Source organism: Chryseobacterium sp. PMSZPI, from assembly GCF_002835665.1.
Lineage (GTDB): Bacteria > Bacteroidota > Bacteroidia > Flavobacteriales > Weeksellaceae > Chryseobacterium.
Window position 1 is genome coordinate 1 of record NZ_PIZV01000033.1, and the last position, 16,320, is coordinate 16,320.

At 36.0% G+C, this 16,320-nt stretch carries 11 protein-coding genes and 1 tRNA gene; 7 read left to right on the top strand and 5 right to left on the bottom strand.

Features of this window, described 5'->3' with window-relative positions:
* Positions 1 to 776: 776 nt before the first annotated feature.
* From CW752_RS17120 to CW752_RS06645, 3 genes are all read left to right on the top strand, one after another.
* A complete protein-coding gene (locus CW752_RS17120; protein WP_410493636.1) occupies positions 777 to 1,577 on the top strand; it encodes an RtcB family protein in 801 nt (266 codons plus the stop codon).
* 123 nt (positions 1,578 to 1,700) lie between these two features.
* A tRNA-OTHER gene (locus CW752_RS16760) sits at positions 1,701 to 1,812 on the top strand.
* A 194-nt stretch (positions 1,813 to 2,006) separates the two neighbouring features.
* A complete protein-coding gene (locus CW752_RS06645; RefSeq protein ID WP_101238974.1) occupies positions 2,007 to 3,761 on the top strand; it encodes a hypothetical protein in 1,755 nt (584 codons plus the stop codon).
* Between the two features lie 562 nt (positions 3,762 to 4,323).
* Here the strand turns inward: CW752_RS06645 and cobC are convergent.
* The 3 genes from cobC to cobT are packed head-to-tail and all read right to left on the bottom strand — an operon-like array spanning position 4,324 to position 6,650.
* Positions 4,324 to 4,878, bottom strand: coding sequence for an alpha-ribazole phosphatase family protein (gene cobC, locus CW752_RS06650; protein WP_101238975.1), 555 nt, complete (start codon positions 4,876 to 4,878; stop codon positions 4,324 to 4,326).
* Positions 4,863 to 5,645 (bottom strand): adenosylcobinamide-GDP ribazoletransferase, encoded by a 783-nt coding sequence (locus tag CW752_RS06655; RefSeq protein ID WP_101238976.1) that lies wholly within the window; start codon positions 5,643 to 5,645, stop codon positions 4,863 to 4,865. Before CW752_RS06655 ends, cobC begins: the two co-directional genes overlap by 16 nt.
* Positions 5,646 to 6,650: a nicotinate-nucleotide--dimethylbenzimidazole phosphoribosyltransferase gene (cobT, locus tag CW752_RS06660; RefSeq protein WP_101238977.1), complete on the bottom strand. Its 1,005-nt coding sequence runs from the start codon at positions 6,648 to 6,650 to the stop codon at positions 5,646 to 5,648.
* A gap of 250 nt (positions 6,651 to 6,900) precedes the next feature.
* On the opposite strand from cobT, the gene CW752_RS06665 reads away from it, so the two are divergent.
* From CW752_RS06665 to CW752_RS06675, 3 genes are all read left to right on the top strand, one after another.
* Positions 6,901 to 7,647: a DNA polymerase beta superfamily protein gene (locus CW752_RS06665; protein WP_101238978.1), complete on the top strand. Its 747-nt coding sequence runs from the start codon at positions 6,901 to 6,903 to the stop codon at positions 7,645 to 7,647.
* A 99-nt stretch (positions 7,648 to 7,746) separates the two neighbouring features.
* The gene (locus CW752_RS06670) at positions 7,747 to 10,068 is read left to right on the top strand and encodes a glucosamine-6-phosphate isomerase (RefSeq protein WP_101238979.1); all 2,322 of its coding nucleotides are present in this window, start codon (positions 7,747 to 7,749) and stop codon (positions 10,066 to 10,068) included.
* 54 nt (positions 10,069 to 10,122) lie between these two features.
* Positions 10,123 to 11,202: a DNA polymerase beta superfamily protein gene (locus tag CW752_RS06675; protein WP_101238980.1), complete on the top strand. Its 1,080-nt coding sequence runs from the start codon at positions 10,123 to 10,125 to the stop codon at positions 11,200 to 11,202.
* Positions 11,203 to 11,485: 283 nt separating this feature from the next.
* Here the strand turns inward: CW752_RS06675 and CW752_RS06680 are convergent, their stop codons facing one another.
* Together CW752_RS06680 and CW752_RS06685 are read right to left on the bottom strand one after the other, a co-directional pair.
* Positions 11,486 to 11,830, bottom strand: coding sequence for a TfoX/Sxy family protein (locus tag CW752_RS06680; RefSeq protein WP_101238981.1), 345 nt, complete (start codon positions 11,828 to 11,830; stop codon positions 11,486 to 11,488).
* A 222-nt stretch (positions 11,831 to 12,052) separates the two neighbouring features.
* Positions 12,053 to 14,293 carry a polyribonucleotide nucleotidyltransferase gene (locus tag CW752_RS06685; RefSeq protein WP_101238982.1) on the bottom strand — a complete coding sequence of 747 codons (2,241 nt, stop codon included), beginning with the start codon at positions 14,291 to 14,293 and terminating at the stop codon, positions 12,053 to 12,055.
* A gap of 465 nt (positions 14,294 to 14,758) precedes the next feature.
* Here CW752_RS06685 and CW752_RS06690 point away from each other — a divergent pair, with 465 nt between their 5' ends.
* Complete coding sequence (locus CW752_RS06690) at positions 14,759 to 16,171, top strand: sugar MFS transporter (protein WP_228401649.1); 1,413 nt, start codon at positions 14,759 to 14,761, stop codon at positions 16,169 to 16,171.
* The last annotated feature ends 149 nt before the right edge of the window (positions 16,172 to 16,320 follow it).

Consider the following 16,320-nt stretch of genomic DNA (forward strand, 5'->3'; position numbering starts at 1 on the left):
GGGAAATGTTTTAATTGTTCTAATAATACCATAGTATTGGTTTTAATGATTAATGTTTTGGGTGAATAAGCAAAATCACGACTTAGTCAATTTGCTTTTATCTTTTGTTTTTGTAAAAATAATTAAAAAAACATATCTACGCAAAACTATTGCGCAATAAGATTATTACTTTGCATCATCAAAATGAAATAACAATGGAATTTAATGGAAATCACTTAATCGAATTAGGATATAGACCAGCAAAATGGTTTAAAGATGCCATTATCTATATCAATGAAAATAATCTGGATGAAATTCAGACCAAAGAATACCTGGAACAATTCAAACAACCTGAGCTGATTCCTCTTCATGAAACTGCCAAGGATTTTGTCATCAATATCAGAGCCGAGCATGAAAGTGAAAACGACAACGTAGAAAAAGTAATCAAAACGATGAAAGTTCTGATGAAAACACCAACATTGATTGGGGGAGCTCTAATGCCTGACGCTTGCCCTACAGGTCCTGAAGGTCAGATTCCGGTAGGTGGTGTCGTGGTAGCACAAAATGCAATCCATCCTGGATTCCATAGTGCGGATATTTGTTGCTCTGTGATGTTAACCGATTTTGGGAAAGCAAATCCTAAAGAAGTTTTGGATGCAGCCCATTCTGTCACTCATTTTGGATATGGAGGAAGACCAAGAGGAGAACAGATGCCAATGTCTCAAGACTTGATGGATGCCTTCAGAAAAAATAATTTCTTAAATGATGAAAAACTGATCAGCATTGCCCGTTCTCATATGGGAACACAGGGGGACGGAAATCATTTCCTGTTTGTGGGTATTTCTAAAAACACAGGAAATACGATGCTGGTAACCCATCATGGATCAAGAGCACCCGGTGCAGCTCTTTATGACAAAGGAATGAAAGTAGCTAACCACTATAGAATGGATATTTCCCCGGAAACATTAAAAGAAAACGCCTGGATTCCTTATGACACTGAAGATGGTCAATCTTATTGGGAAGCTCTTCAACTGATCAGACAATGGACCAAAGAAAATCATACGTCTATCCATGATGCTGTGCTCAACAAAATGGAAATGGAAAAAGAAAACAGATATTGGAATGAACATAATTTTGTTTTCAAAGATGGAGACCTGTTTTATCATGCAAAAGGAGCTACTCCATTAGATGATAAGTTTATGCCTGATATCACTGGACCAAGGCTGATCCCATTAAATATGGCAGAACCGGTATTGATCGTTCAGGGAAAAACAACCGAAAGAAATCTGGGTTTTGCACCACACGGAGCCGGAAGAAATTTCAGCAGAAGTCAGCATAAAAGATCTTTAGCTCATAAAACAACTGAAGACATTTTTAAAGAAGAAACCGAAGGTTTGGATATCCGTTTTTACTCAAACGAAATTGATATTTCAGAATTGCCAAGTGCTTATAAAAGTGCCAAAAATGTAAGGGCACAAATTGAGGAATATGGCCTTTGTGAGGTACTGGACGAAGTAATGCCATACGGATGTATCATGGCCGGTGACGTTCAGAAGAATGCACCTTGGAAGAAAAAGAAAAAATATAGAAAAGCATAATTTTTAATAGTAAGCCTTACAGGTTTTGACCATCAGTAATGTTTACAAAATAACCAAAACTAATAACCAAACCTTATGGGTGTAAAAGCCTGTAAGGTTCATGAAAACTTTTTTCATACGGCAGGGGCAGTAGCTCAGATGGTAGAGCAACAAAGACTACTTTTCGCTTCAGGCAAATAAAGTTCCTATAAATCACCAGGTTTGTGGGTCACAGGTTCGAGTCCTGTCTGCTCCTCAATACAATTTAAGGCAAAGAAAGTTCCTATAAGTTAGAAATACTTTCCGCCTTTTTACAACTCATAAGGCAAAAGGAGTTCCTATATATTTGGTCATTACTCCCCGCTTTATAAAACTATAGGTAAAAGGAGTTCCTATAACACTTCACTTTTAATGAACTTACTCCTCACTTATTTTTTTAAAATTAAAACAATGAAAACATTACAATTATTCAATGCTGTACTGGCCAAAGAATCAAATGCAGAGCCATTTATTTCTAATGACGGTTTTATTATTGAACCTCATGCAGTTTGGGCTAAAAAAGAGATCATCTCCTATTATTCAAAAGAAAAACTGAATGGAAATGATTTGAATAAAACATTCCATAAATCCTGGAAAAAAATAAAGGATACTTCCAGATTTGATTTGTTTCTTGAGCAGATTCAACATTATATTTCAACCTATGGAAGTGATTTCCAGAGTGAGATCTATATTCCTCAAGAAGTATTGAATGTTCCTGATACAAAGCTGATCTTTAAAATCATAAAAGCTTATACCATAGAAGAAATGCAGGAAAAATGTCTTTCCCTTCTGCAATCCGGAATCGCTTTGAAAGAAGAAACGATTGATAATTTGCTGCATATTCTTCATACGGAACTGGAATATGATTTTACAGGAAAAGAAAATATCAGAAATAAGGAAGCCATTATAAAAATAGCGGATCGATACGATATTTACCCTGAAAATCCTGTTGAGTTTTTCCGTTATGTGATCTATAAGACCACCCAAACGACGCTATTAATCAAAAATGATGAATTGATTGGTTTAATCAAGCAAAGTAAATTCAACCCAACGTATCTGTTTGAAAGCTTTGGTATGGAAAAACTGGCAGAAATTTTCAACAGATTTAAGCCGTTATTCCTTGCTTATAAAAACAGAGCTCCAAAAGCGATTAATAAGATCTCAAAGTTATCTAAGGTCAATCATAAGCCATTAGTTTCAAATCCACTGAATAATGCTACCAATACATTGCTGGAAAACAGCGATTGGCATTGGCTGGAAAATGCGACACCGTTTGCATTATTTAAAGCATTATCAGCGTGTTACTCAAGAATGTATGGCCAGGATACTTTTGTCTACAGAGTCAGAAACGGAAAATCATGGGTTAAAAAAGGTAAAGAAACTGATGTGAATCAATTCAACTATGAGTTTATCTTAGATTTTCTAAAGCTGAAGTATGAACATATTTCCGGAAAGAAGTTCTATTTCCCTGAGTATATAGAGTTTGCCCTTCCAACTTCTGAAAAAATGTTTGTTGGAAATATTCCTACCGGAACCCGTTTTTACGGTGATAGATTAGCCGTTGGTATCTATTGGGAAGATAAATGGGGTGCCCGTGACCTTGACCTTTCAGGATTGAATATCGCGGGAAAAACAGGTTGGAATGCAGCTTATAATCATGCTGACGGACAATTGATGTATTCCGGAGATATGACCTCTGCTCCTAACGGTGCTGTTGAATATCTTTATGCCAATAAAGGGCTGAGTACGCCAACACTTGTCATGAACAATGTTTTCAGCGGAGATGCCAACTGTGGATATAAAATTGTCATCGGTAAAGGAGATAATATCTCTTATGACTATATGATGAATCCTAACCAACTCTTTGCAGAAACCAGATGTAATTCTGTGCAGAAGCAAATGATTCTGGGAATGTTGCTGCCAAAAAACGAAAAGCAATGTTTCGTACTGTTGAATTTCGGAGCGGGTCATTCTCATGTTTCAGGAAATACTGAAGTATCTATGATGGCCACAAGTGCATTGTATCAGCAATGGTATGAAGCAATGTCCTTCAATGAACTGATTAAAGAACTTGGTGCAGAGATTACAACAGAAAAAGCGGAAGCTGATTTTGATTTCTCTCTGGAAAGCCTGGAAAAAGATAGCTTTATCAGAGTATTTAAATAAATATTTTCAAAAGCCATGTGATTTTGTCATTTGGCTTTTTTATACTTAGTCAATATCCTTTTGACCTTTTAAATATAGAAATAATGAAATAGATTCCTACCGGAAAGACAAAGTGTATGGATAGATCAAGCATAAACATCTGTGTGATTTGTGGGAACATTTTTATTCCCACGGATTTCTCAGATTTCTCAGATTTTCAATCTCGCAGATAGCTCAGATTTTTTTAAGCATAAATATCTGTGCGATTTGTGTGATCTGTGGGAACATTTTTATTCCCACGGATTTCTCAGATTTCTCAGATTTTCACTCTCGCAGATAGCTCAGATTTTTTTAAGCATAAATATCTGTGCGATTTGTGTGATCTGTGGGAACATTTTTATTCCCACGGATTTCTCAGATTTCTCAGATTTTCACTCTCGCAGATAGCTCAGATTTTTTTAAGCATAAATATCTGTGCGATTTGTGTGATCTGTGGGAACATTTTTATTCCCACGGATTTCTCAGATTTTCACTCTCGCAGATTTTGCAGATAACGCAGATTTATTTTAAAATAAAGGGTTTATTATACATTTACTTTTTTGATGGAAAAATAATCCTCTTTAACTTCAATAATGACTTTCTTTCCATAATCAATCTGAATGCTGAACATATTTTCTAAAGGAAACTGTAGCACAGATTGTAGAATAAGACGAATTACACCCGCATGGGCAATAATCAGAACTTTTTCAACGTCTTTTTTAATAATCAGCTCATTCCAGAAGCTGAGGACACGGGTTTGCATTTCAAGGAGGCTTTCTCCGCCTGATGCTTTTACATGGATAAAATCTTCGTACCACGGATTAATTTCTTCTTCCGGAATTTCTGTCCATTTCTTTAGCTCCCAGTTTCCGAAATTCATTTCCCGAAGTCTTTCATCGGTTGAATAATTCAATTTAAAATGTTTTGCCAAAAGACAACAACGTTGTGCCGGGCTTGAAATCACTAAATCAAAATTTTCATCTAAATGTAAGCTATTAAAATCTTCCAGATACTCTTTTCTTAAAGGCATTTCCGCAAAACCATAGCACAAGTTTTCCGGATTTTCTACAGCTGTATGGCGGATCAGATGAATTTCCATACGATTATTGTTCCTAAATAAAATAAAACTTCACAAACCTGCTGTACAGAACCCAAACAATCTCCGGTATACCCGCCAATATGCTTTTTAAAATACCACCCCATACAGACTTTCCCCAAATAAGCCAAGGCAAAAGCAAAAATCAATCGCCAATCCGGCATTACCGCAAAAGCAATTAAAACACTAAGGAATCCTACTATTAAAGCTGTTGTGTCCAATGGCTTATTGGCTAAAGGTTTGGATTTACTGACATCAATATCCGTTACATACTGATGGGTATAGATCATTGTTCCCGAAATAAAACGGCTTGATGAATGAGCCATAATAATAATCGCTAAAGACTTCATCAAATCAAGATTTCCAAGAGCCTGGAGACTGAAAAATTTCAATGCAAACAACAAAACAATTCCAATTGCTCCATATGCTCCCACTCTGCTATCTTTCATAATGGTGAGGATTTTCTCCTTTCCATACCCACCTCCGAAACTGTCACAAATATCCGTAAAACCATCTTCATGAAATGCTCCGGTTAATAGGACACTGGTGATCATCATCAGTACAATTCCTATTTCCAGGTTAAAAAGCTGAAAAGAAAGATATAAAACCATTGCATTAATCAATCCTACCAAGAGCCCAATCCATGCAAAATATTTTTGAGACTTATTCATAATCTCACTTGAATAGGGAATTTTAACCGGCACTGGAATTCTTGTAAAGAACATCAGAGCTGTAGCAAAATAGATCAGTTCGTTTTTTACCGTTTTCATTTATTCTTTATTTGAAATATGAGCATCTTCAAAGCTGGACATTTCATTCAGAAAATTAACAGCACTTTGAATAAGCGGATACGCCAATGCACAGCCCGTCCCCTCTCCTAAACGAAGATTAAGATTAAGCAATGCTTTTTGTCCCAATAATTCTAACAATTGAAGATGAGCATTTTCATCACTTACATGACAGAATATGCAATTGTTCAAAATCTCAGGATTCTTTTTCCAGACAGTAGCGATTGCAATAGTGGCAATAAATCCGTCCACCATAATCAGCATATTTTGGTTGAAAGCTTCTTCCATCGCACCAATCATTTGTACAATTTCAAGGCCTCCAAAAGTTTGTGCTACCTCATCAACAGTTTTCACTTCCGGATACCTTTCCATGGCTGTTGTTAAAATATTGATCTTGTTTTGTAACTGATCATCATTCAGACCTGTCCCACGCCCGATACAACTAGCTATTGGAATATCAAACAATCTACTCATCATCAATGAAGATGCAGAGGTATTTCCAATTCCCATTTCACCAAATCCAATAATGTTACAGCCCGTTTCAGCAATTTCAGCAACAACTGACTTTCCATTTTCCAATGCCTGTAGATACTCTTCAAAAGTCATAGCTGGTTCTTCCAGAATATTACGGCTGGATTTTCTGACTTTTTTATCTATTAAATTCAAGCCGATTGAAAAATCAAAATTGACACCTGCATCTACAATTTTAATTTCAATACCATGCTGCCTGCAAAAAACATTAATGGCAGCCCCTCCTCCCAGAAAATTCATCACCATCTGATAAGTCACCTCCTGTGGATAGGCACTTACCCCCGCTCTTGCAATCCCGTGATCGGCAGCGAAAACAACCATATGCGGATTCAACAATTGAGGAAAAGTAGTCTTTTGAACCATTCCTATTTTGTGGGCAAGTTGTTCAAGATATCCTAAAGCTCCTAAAGGTTTTGTTTTAAAATCAATTTTATGCTGTAATTCGTTTGATAACATCGATGTAAGTTGTTATGTTAAATTGAGAAAGTGCAATATTAGTGAAATGAAGGGTATTTTGAGCAATTTTTGTCCGATGTATTAATGTAGGTGCTCTATTAAACTTCAAAATATGAATGGTGAATTTTGCTTCGCAAATGAATCGTCAATCTTGAGCGGAAGTACAAAAATCTTAAACTTTGAACTTTTTCCATCTACGCAATAAGATTACGTATTACCTTAATTACTTTGCATTATAAAATTGAAAACAATGACATCAAAAATACTAGAAAAAATAAAAGAAGTTGAGGCAAGTCGAGGTGTAAAAGTCCTTCTTGCCGTTGAGTCCGGAAGTCGGGCCTGGGGATTCGCTTCTCCTGACAGTGATTACGATATACGTTTTATATACCGCCATGAAAAGGATTGGTATCTTTCACCCTGGGATAAAGATGAAACCATAGAGTTTATGACGGAAGATGATCTGGATGGCTCCGGCTGGGATTTAAGAAAAACATTCCACTTGTTGCTAAAGTCAAATGCCGCCTTATTGAGTTGGTTCTACTCGCCAATAGTTTATAAAGAGGATGAGAAGTTTATGAAGTTATTTAGACCTTTGGCCGATGCCTGTTTTTCTCCAATAGCGGTTTCCTATCATTATTTAAGCATGAGCAAAAAATACCTGGAAGCCTGCAGAGCTGATGAAATAAAACTAAAAAGTTATTTTTATTGTCTGAGAACTACATTAACCGGAAAATGGATCATAGAAAAAGGGACAGTTCCTCCTGTATTGTTTAGGGATCTGCTTGTTTTAGTCGATGATTACACCAGAAAAAAAATAGAAAATCTTGTGGTATTAAAAGCAACAAAAGGAGAATCATATGATCATCCGAATGATTGGGAATTGTTTGCATTTCTGGAGAAAACTGTGATGGACAATGAGGAAAAAAGTAAAAGCTTAAGCGGAGGAAAGTCTGATAAAGCGGAGATGGAAAGGGTTTTTAGAGAGATATTAGCTTAGAAAATATAGAAATTGTTTACGTTAAATTCACAATATAGAAATGTGATAGATCGACAATTTATCAATAACTTTAAGTTTCATTTCAAAAAATACCTGAAAATGGATCACAAAATAAACTTTACACCGGTAGAACAATCATTTTTAAATACTATTTCAAGAAATAGCACAACAAATGTCCCTTATATTGCTGTGGACAACTTCCCCAATTTAGGGATGCTAACAGCATTCCGATTTTTGGAATGGGTATCAGAAAACCCCAAAGGCGTGATCAGTCTTCCCACAGGAAAAACTCCGGAATATTTTATTTTCTGGACCCAACATATTCTTGAAAACTGGGATCAGGAAGAAATCCTTGCACTTAGAAAAAAACATCATTTGTTATTAGAGGCTAAGCCTTCATTGGCAGAACTTCATTTCGTTCAAATCGATGAATTCTATCCTATAAAGTCATCTCAGGCTAATAGCTTTTATCATTATGTCAACAAATATTATATTGAAGGATTAGGATTAAAAAGAGAAAATGCATTGCTGATCAATTGTGATGAAATTCCCTTAGCAAATGGGAAGCATTTTGCAGACGTCTTTCCCAACAATAAGGTTAACCTGGAACTTAGATACCGAGAACCGGAGAATCCTTTAGAAAAATTGCAAAAGGAATCCATTTTTTTGATTGATAACTGGTGCTCGGAATATGAACAAAAAATTCGTCAGCTTGGAGGAATTGGTTTTTTCCTTGGAGGAATTGGTCCGGATGGACATATTGCTTTTAACATTAAAGGTTCTGATCCTTATTCAACAACACGTTTAACTGCCACTAATTTTGAAACCCAGGCTGTTGCTGCTGGTGACCTTGGAGGGATTGAAATTTCCAGAGAACGACTTGTCATTACCATAGGATTGGAAACAATCACGTATAATAAAAATGCCACAGCCATTATTTTCGCTGCAGGAGAGGCAAAAGCTCCCATGATTAAAAATGCATTGGAACTTCCTCCGTCCAACCTATATCCTGCCTCTGTACTGTCTTCTCTTGAAAACGGAAGATTTTATTTGACGCTGGGTGCTGCCAGTATGTTGAATGATTTTATTGACGATTATTACCATTCCGGAACCTGGTCCCAGGAAAAAACTGATAAAGCAGTTATGCTATTGACTCAGAAACTCAATAAATATGCTGAGCATCTTAGCCTGGAAGACCTCCAATCAGATCAGTATACCCGATTGATTCCCAACCTTAATGAGAATACCGTAGAATCTGTAATCACTTCTATTAAAAACAAAATAAAGAAAGGAACCGAGTTACTCAGTCATGAGGTTTTTTATCATACAGGACCGCATCACGATGATATTTCTTTAGGCCTTTTACCTTATATTCATTATCAATCCCGTAATGAGACCAATGAATCTCATTACTCTGTTCTTACCTCCGGTTTTACTGCAGTAACGAATAATTTTTTAATAGAAATCCTCAGTAATACTCTTTCTTTCATAGAAAAAGGAGAAATTGAAATGCTCAACTATCCGGATTTTTTTGATGTAGGCTATAAAAATAAGAAAGACAAAGATGTCTATCATTATCTTATCAATATCGCTTCTGAAAATGCTGACGAAAGATCCAGAGCCGTCTCCCACAGAATGGCAAGAAATATCATAGAATTGTGGAACTTGAAAACAATCCAGGAGCTAAAAACAAAGATTAGTGATATCATTTCTGTAATCAATGCCAGTTATGACGGGCAAAATCCTGAACCCAAGATCCAAACCTTAAAAGGAATGATCCGTGAGTATGAAGAGGAATTGGTATGGGCACATTTTGGGGTGAGAACCAAAAACATTCATCATTTAAGACTAGGCTTTTATACAGGAGCTATTTTTACAGAAAAACCCAATAGAGAAAGGGATGTCATTCCTATTTTACAACAATTGAGAACCATTAATCCTACGGTAATAAGTTTAGCATTCGATCCTGAAGGAAGTGGTCCAGATACCCATTATAAAGTGCTGCAAGCCATTGCAGCCGCTGTAAGGGAATGGGGTAAGGAAAAAGATCTTTCCCAACTTAAAATATGGGGCTACAGAAATGTCTGGTATCAGTTTCATGCCGCTGATATCACTCATATTTTCCCGGTATCCCTCAATGGAATGAGTACAATGGATGAAAGTTTTACCAACAGCTATCTAAGCCAGGTAAATGCTTCTTTCCCGAGCTACAGATATAATGGAAAATTTAGCCATCTTTCCATACAAACCTGGGTTGAACAGCTTCAGGCAGCCCAATTGATATTAGGAAAACCTTATTTCTATGATAATGACAGCCCACGTCTCCGGGCAACACACGGATTGCTTTTCTTTAAAGAAATGAATGTGGAAGAATTCTTACAATCGGCTCGTGAGCTTGAGCAATCAACAGAAGGAGTATAATAAAAATTAAATACTGTAGAAACAAGTTAAAATATGCTTAGTTTCAAATAATAAATGACCATCCAAGACCTCAAAAATAAAAATCTCATCCTCTTTGAAGCCATCTCCGGAAGCCGTGCTTTTGGACTGGCTACGGAAACTTCTGATACGGACATCCGTGGAATATATTACTTACCGAAAGATAACTTCTTCGGACTAAATTATATTCCACAGATTTCCAATGAAACCAATGATATTATCTATTATGAAATCGGAAGATTTGTAGAACTCCTACAGAAAAACAATCCCAATATCCTTGAAGTTTTAGCAAGTCCGGAAGATTGTATACTGTACAAACATCCGTTGATAGACCTGCTGAAACCTGAAGACTTTATCTCTAAACTTTGTAAAGACACTTTTGCAGGCTATGCGATTTCACAGATCAAAAAGGCCAAAGGACTTAATAAAAAGATTTTAAATCCTATTGAAAAGGAAAGAAAATCAATCCTGAACTTTTGCTTTATCCTCGAAGGACAAAGTTCCGTTCCATTGAGAAAATGGCTTTCTGAATCCGGAAAAAATCAGGAAAAATGCGGATTGGCAGCTATTGATCATACAAAGGGAATGTTTGCTTTATTCTATGATGAATCAGGTACACTAGAATATAAAGGTATTATGCATCATGACGAAGCCAATCAGGTTTCCGTGTCATCTGTTCCTAAAAACGAAAAACCTATCGCCTATCTGTTTTGCAATCTGGATGCCTATTCCACCTATTGTAAAGAATATCGGGAATACTGGAAATGGGTTTCTGAACGCAACGAAGACCGTTACAATGTTAATCAAAAACATGGTCAGAATTATGACAGTAAGAATATGATGCATACCATTCGACTTTTACAATCGTGTGAAGCTATTTTTAAAACAAATACGCTTAAAATCCGTGTGGAAAACCGAAATGAATTATTGGATATTAAAGCAGGAAACCGGCCTTATGAAACCGTCATGAAAAAAGCGGAGGACCTAATACAATCTGTTGAGTGTCATCATTCCGAATCCACTCTCCCCGATTACCCTGATTTAGAAAAAACAACAAGGCTCTTAATTAGTATAAGGGAAAAATTGTACGATAGAATTATTGATAATACCCCTTAATAAATTTCTTATTTATTTTTTTAAACCATTAAGGATGATTAAGGGGAAATATCTTCTGATATTTATTAAACATACTGCCTCAAATTCAAATTTATTTGAAACTTAACTTCCCTTACCATCTTAACTTTCCTTAATGGTTTAATTTTCATTCTTACTATAGAGTATTTTATGTTTTATACAAGAGAAGAACATTAGAGACTGGAAACTTGAGCATTAAATTTTTAAGATTAAATTCAAAATACAGGGTAAATTGTAGAAATCTTTTTCCTCCAAACTTCATTACCTACTTCTTCTTAGAAGCCTTCGCTACTTTATTATAATCCAGGCAAATTTTAATCCAATATTCAAAGTCTGAAGGTTTTTGAAATCCAATAGGCTCTACATAACAATATTCCTTTAATTGCTTTCCTCTCATGATCATGGGAAGAAATCCTATTTTTTCGGCCACTTCTTCTTCCTTTTCCGGATTATAACGGCACATCAGGTTATCATGACTGATATTAATACACATTTTTTCATTCACTAAAAATGCCAATCCGCCAAACATTTTCTTTTCTTCAACCTTAATATCAGGAACCTTTGAAAGCCGTTCCCGAACTTTGTCCGCTAATTCAATATTGTAAGCCATGATCTTAGGTTTTATTCTTTAAAATTAATTAAAAAACAATAATTCATTGCAATCATCTTTCAGAGATTTGTTCAATCTATTTCGAAGTCAGATATCGTCAAGAAGAGTTTATATAATCTCTCGTTGATTTTGCAAATTATACAAATATCCTGAAAAATTTTCACGATCATAAAAACAAAAAATCCCTCAAAATTGAGGGATTTCTATATTTAAGAATACATCTTATGCTTCAGTGGAAGGAGTTTGATTTTCCGCAGGTCTTTCACCTTGTGGTTTTTGTCCTTCAGGTCTTCTTTGTCCCTCAGGTCTTCCTTGTCCTTCTTGTCTTGGTTTACCTTCCGGTTTTGGAGGTCTTGGTAAAAGAACTTTACGGGAAAGCTTCATTTTCTTACGATCATCATAGCCCATAAATTTAACTTCTACTTCATCACCTTCAGCATAAGGAACTTTATCTAAACGAGCCCACTCAATTTCTGAAATGTGAAGAAGCCCTTCTGTTCCTTTTGCAATTGCTACGAAAGCACCAAAATCCATTACTTTTACAACTTTACCTTTGTAGACTTCACCTACAACCGGTACGAAAGTAATTTCATTGATCTTAGCAATAGCAGCATTGATTTTTTCTCTGTCTGTTCCTGCGATTTCAATACGACCGATTTCTCCGATCTCTTCGATAGCAATAACAGTTTCAGTATCTTTTTGTAATTGTTGGATAATTTTTCCACCAGGTCCGATTACAGCTCCAATGAAATCTTTTGGAATCTCCATAACAACCATTTTCGGAGCGTGAGGCTTCACGTCTGCTCTTGGCTGAGAAATTGTTTCCGTGATTTTGTTTAAGATGTGTAATCTTCCGTCTTTAGCCTGCATTAATGCTTTTTCCATGATATCCATAGAAAGTCCCTGGATTTTGATATCCATCTGACAAGCTGTAATACCGTCTGCAGTACCTGTTACTTTGAAGTCCATATCTCCAAGGTGATCTTCATCTCCTAAGATATCGGAAAGTACAGTAAATTTACCTGATTTTTTATCGGTAATAAGACCCATTGCAATACCTGAAACCGGTTTTGTAATTTGAACTCCGGCATCCATTAATGCTAATGTTCCTGCACAAACAGTTGCCATTGAAGATGAACCGTTTGATTCTAAGATATCAGAAACAATTCTGATAGTATATGGATTTTCTGCAGGAATAACAGCTGTTAAAGCTCTTTGTGCCAAATTTCCGTGTCCTACTTCTCTTCTTGAAGTACCTCTTAAAGGTCTTGCTTCACCTGTTGAGAATGGAGGGAAGTTATAGTGTAAGAAGAATCTTTCGTCGTGCTGCGTGATTACGCTATCGATCATATTCGCATCCTTTACAGAACCTAAAGTAACAGCAGTCAGTGACTGAGTTTCTCCTCTTGTAAAGATTGCTGAACCGTGAGCTCCCGGAAGGTAATCGATTTCTGACCAGATCGGACGGATTGTTTGTGGATCACGACCATCAAGACGGATATTATCTTCAAGGATCATTTGACGCATTGCTTCTTTCTCTACGTCATGGTAATATACTTTAACGAAAGGAGTTACTCTTGCCAATTCCTCTTCATCTTCAGCATATTGTGCTAAGAATTCTTCAAGAACTGCTTTGAATTTTTCTCCTCTTTCTTCTTTATTGGATGGAGTCTTTGCTACTTCATATACTTTGTCGTAACATTCTTTCCATACTTTTTCACGGATTGCCTCATCGTGCTCTTCGTGGCTATATTCTCTTTTAGGGAAAGCTTTTCCAACTTTTGCAGCTAATCTTTCCTGAGCTTCAATCTGTTTTTTAATTTCCACGTGAGCGAAATTGATCGCTTCGATCATTTCCTGCTCAGAAATCTCCTTCATCTCTCCTTCTACCATTACGATTGAGTCTTTAGTAGCTCCAACCATAATGTCGATATCTGCTTTCAATAAGTTTTCGTAACTTGGGTTAACAGACAATTGTCCGTCGATTCTTACGACTCTTGCTTCAGACATTGGTCCATCGAAAGGAATATCTGTAATAGCAATCGCTGCAGAAGCTGCCAAACCTGCTAATGCTTCAGGCATAACTTCTTTATCGTAAGAAATTAATGAGATCATCACCTGTACTTCCGCGTGGAAATCTTCAGGGAAAAGAGGACGCAATACTCTGTCCACCAATCTCATAGTAAGCACCTCATCATCAGATGGTTTTGCTTCTCTACGGAAGAAGTTCCCAGGAATTCTTCCACCTGCATAGAACTTTTCTCTGTAATCTACCGTTAATGGTAAAAAGTCTACACCAGGATTTGCTTCTTTATTGGCTACAACAGTTGCTAATAGCATTGTTCCACCACATTTAACAACAACAGATCCATCAGCCTGTTTAGCTAATTTCCCCGTTTCAATAGTGATTTCCCTGCCATCTGCAAGGGTAATCGTTTCTGTAAACGCTTGAGGTATACTCATAAATTTGCTTCTTTATACTCCGTATTGAGTATGATTAATATTTAAACTCTTTAAATTTTCGTACGCAAAGGTACTAATAATAATGATATATTAAATTTTTTCAATTGTAGAAATCAGACTTCAAAATACATTTTTTTGTCTATCAGCTAATGAAAGATTTAAAAATACCTGTCAGAGATCAAAACCTATTTCTTAATTTATAAAAGTAAAAATCATCTTTTTTGAAAATATTATATTAAAAGCCCGCGTGTTTTCGTATTATTGTCCCAAAAAAAGAAAATAATATTTTTACCGTTAGAAAGTATACATATCATTATAAAAAATAGTAAAATCATTGCAGAAACATAGGCTGATTCCTATATTTGCCCTGCTTCACAAAAAATAATATGCTGTTGGCAAAAAATAAGGAGGTATCCTTATCCAAGACAGAGTCTCACCAACTCTTTCTCAATAAAATAAATGTTTATGAATAAAGAAGTACAATCGCAAAGCAGGAATTACACGGTTCCGTTGATCACCATCACCCTGCTTTTTTTTATGTGGGGATTCATCACCTGTATGAATGACATTCTGATCCCCTATCTGAAACAACTTTTCAAGCTTACCTTTTTCGAATCCATGTTGGTACAGTTCTGTTTCTTTGGAGCTTACTTTATTGGTTCATTGATCTATTTTCTGATTTCCATTTCAAAAGGAGATCCCATTAACAAATTAGGTTATAAAAAAGGAATTTTGTTCGGAATCGGTTTGGCGGCATTAGGCTGCGTCTTATTTTATCCGGCGGCCACATTCTCTTATTACCCGTTATTCCTAGGGGCTTTATTTATCCTCGGGCTAGGTTTTACGGTATTACAAATTACCGCCAATGCTTATGTTTCCTTGTTGGGAAGTGAAGAATCTGCATCCAGTCGTCTGAATATGACCCAGGCTTTCAATGCTTTCGGAACAACGATTGCGCCGGTGTTGGGAGGCCATTTGATTTTTGAACTATTTTCAGAACCTGATGGAACTTTCAGTGCGGTAGCAACAAGAATTCCTTATTTAATTTTCGCAGCTATTCTTTTATTAGTAGGATTATTAATTTCAAGAGTAAAACTTCCTTCATTTCAAATGGAAACCGAAGAAACTGTCCAAGGTTGGGGTGCATTAAAATTCAACCACTTAAAATTCGGAGTTTTCACCATGTTTTGCTACGTGGGGGGTGAAGTAGCAGTAGGAAGTTTCATCATCAGCTTCCTTGAAGAAACCATGAAATTCAATGAAGCCATCAGCAAAAATTACCTTTCTTTATACTGGGGAGGAGCAATGATTGGTCGATTTTTAGGAGCTATTTCGTTAAATCAATCGATTAGTCGAGCTAAAAAAGCTATTTTTATGCTAGGTGCTGCAGCATTAGTTTTTCTGGTAATTTTCAGCATTGTAAATCTTAGTTTTAACCAAATAAGCTTTTTCTTAGTATTTATATTGCTCAACTTTGTAGCGTTTTTTATTGGAAAAGCAGCACCGGCAAGAACCTTATCTATTTTTGCAGCCATCAATGTTGTATTATTAATTTCAGCAATGGTAAATCACGGAGAATTGGCAATGTACAGTATTCTAGGCATTGGTATATTCAATTCTATTATGTTCTCCAATATCTATACATTAGCAATTTCAGGGTTAGGAAAATATACAAGCCAAGGGTCTTCTTTGGTTGTAATGGCCATTCTGGGAGGAGCTATTGTTCCAATTTTTCAAGGATATCTTGCAGATCAGTTTGGAGTACAGCACTCATTTATTATTCCTGTATTCTGCTATCTGGTTATTCTGATTTTTGGTGCCTATTGTACCAAATATCTTAGTCATATAGAAAGTACCGAGGCTAAATCAGGGCATTAAATACTACACGATAATAATATAAAGCAATAGGCTGTCCCAAGATGGGACAGCCTATTTGTTTTATACAAATCCTTTATTCATGCAGTATAACAATTTAAAATGTAACATTTTCTTAAAAAGATATACTTATCTCATGGTATTTAAAACCT

Coding starts and splice junctions, on each gene's coding strand:
- CW752_RS17120 (WP_410493636.1), top strand. CDS start 777: ATGGGAACACAGGGGGACGGAAATCATTTCCTGTTTGTGGGTATTTCT.
- CW752_RS06645 (WP_101238974.1), top strand. CDS start 2,007: ATGAAAACATTACAATTATTCAATGCTGTACTGGCCAAAGAATCAAAT.
- cobC (WP_101238975.1), bottom strand. CDS start 4,878: ATGGAAATTCATCTGATCCGCCATACAGCTGTAGAAAATCCGGAAAAC.
- CW752_RS06655 (WP_101238976.1), bottom strand. CDS start 5,645: ATGAAAACGGTAAAAAACGAACTGATCTATTTTGCTACAGCTCTGATG.
- cobT (WP_101238977.1), bottom strand. CDS start 6,650: ATGTTATCAAACGAATTACAGCATAAAATTGATTTTAAAACAAAACCT.
- CW752_RS06665 (WP_101238978.1), top strand. CDS start 6,901: ATGACATCAAAAATACTAGAAAAAATAAAAGAAGTTGAGGCAAGTCGA.
- CW752_RS06670 (WP_101238979.1), top strand. CDS start 7,747: ATGGATCACAAAATAAACTTTACACCGGTAGAACAATCATTTTTAAAT.
- CW752_RS06675 (WP_101238980.1), top strand. CDS start 10,123: ATGACCATCCAAGACCTCAAAAATAAAAATCTCATCCTCTTTGAAGCC.
- CW752_RS06680 (WP_101238981.1), bottom strand. CDS start 11,830: ATGGCTTACAATATTGAATTAGCGGACAAAGTTCGGGAACGGCTTTCA.
- CW752_RS06685 (WP_101238982.1), bottom strand. CDS start 14,293: ATGAGTATACCTCAAGCGTTTACAGAAACGATTACCCTTGCAGATGGC.
- CW752_RS06690 (WP_228401649.1), top strand. CDS start 14,759: ATGAATAAAGAAGTACAATCGCAAAGCAGGAATTACACGGTTCCGTTG.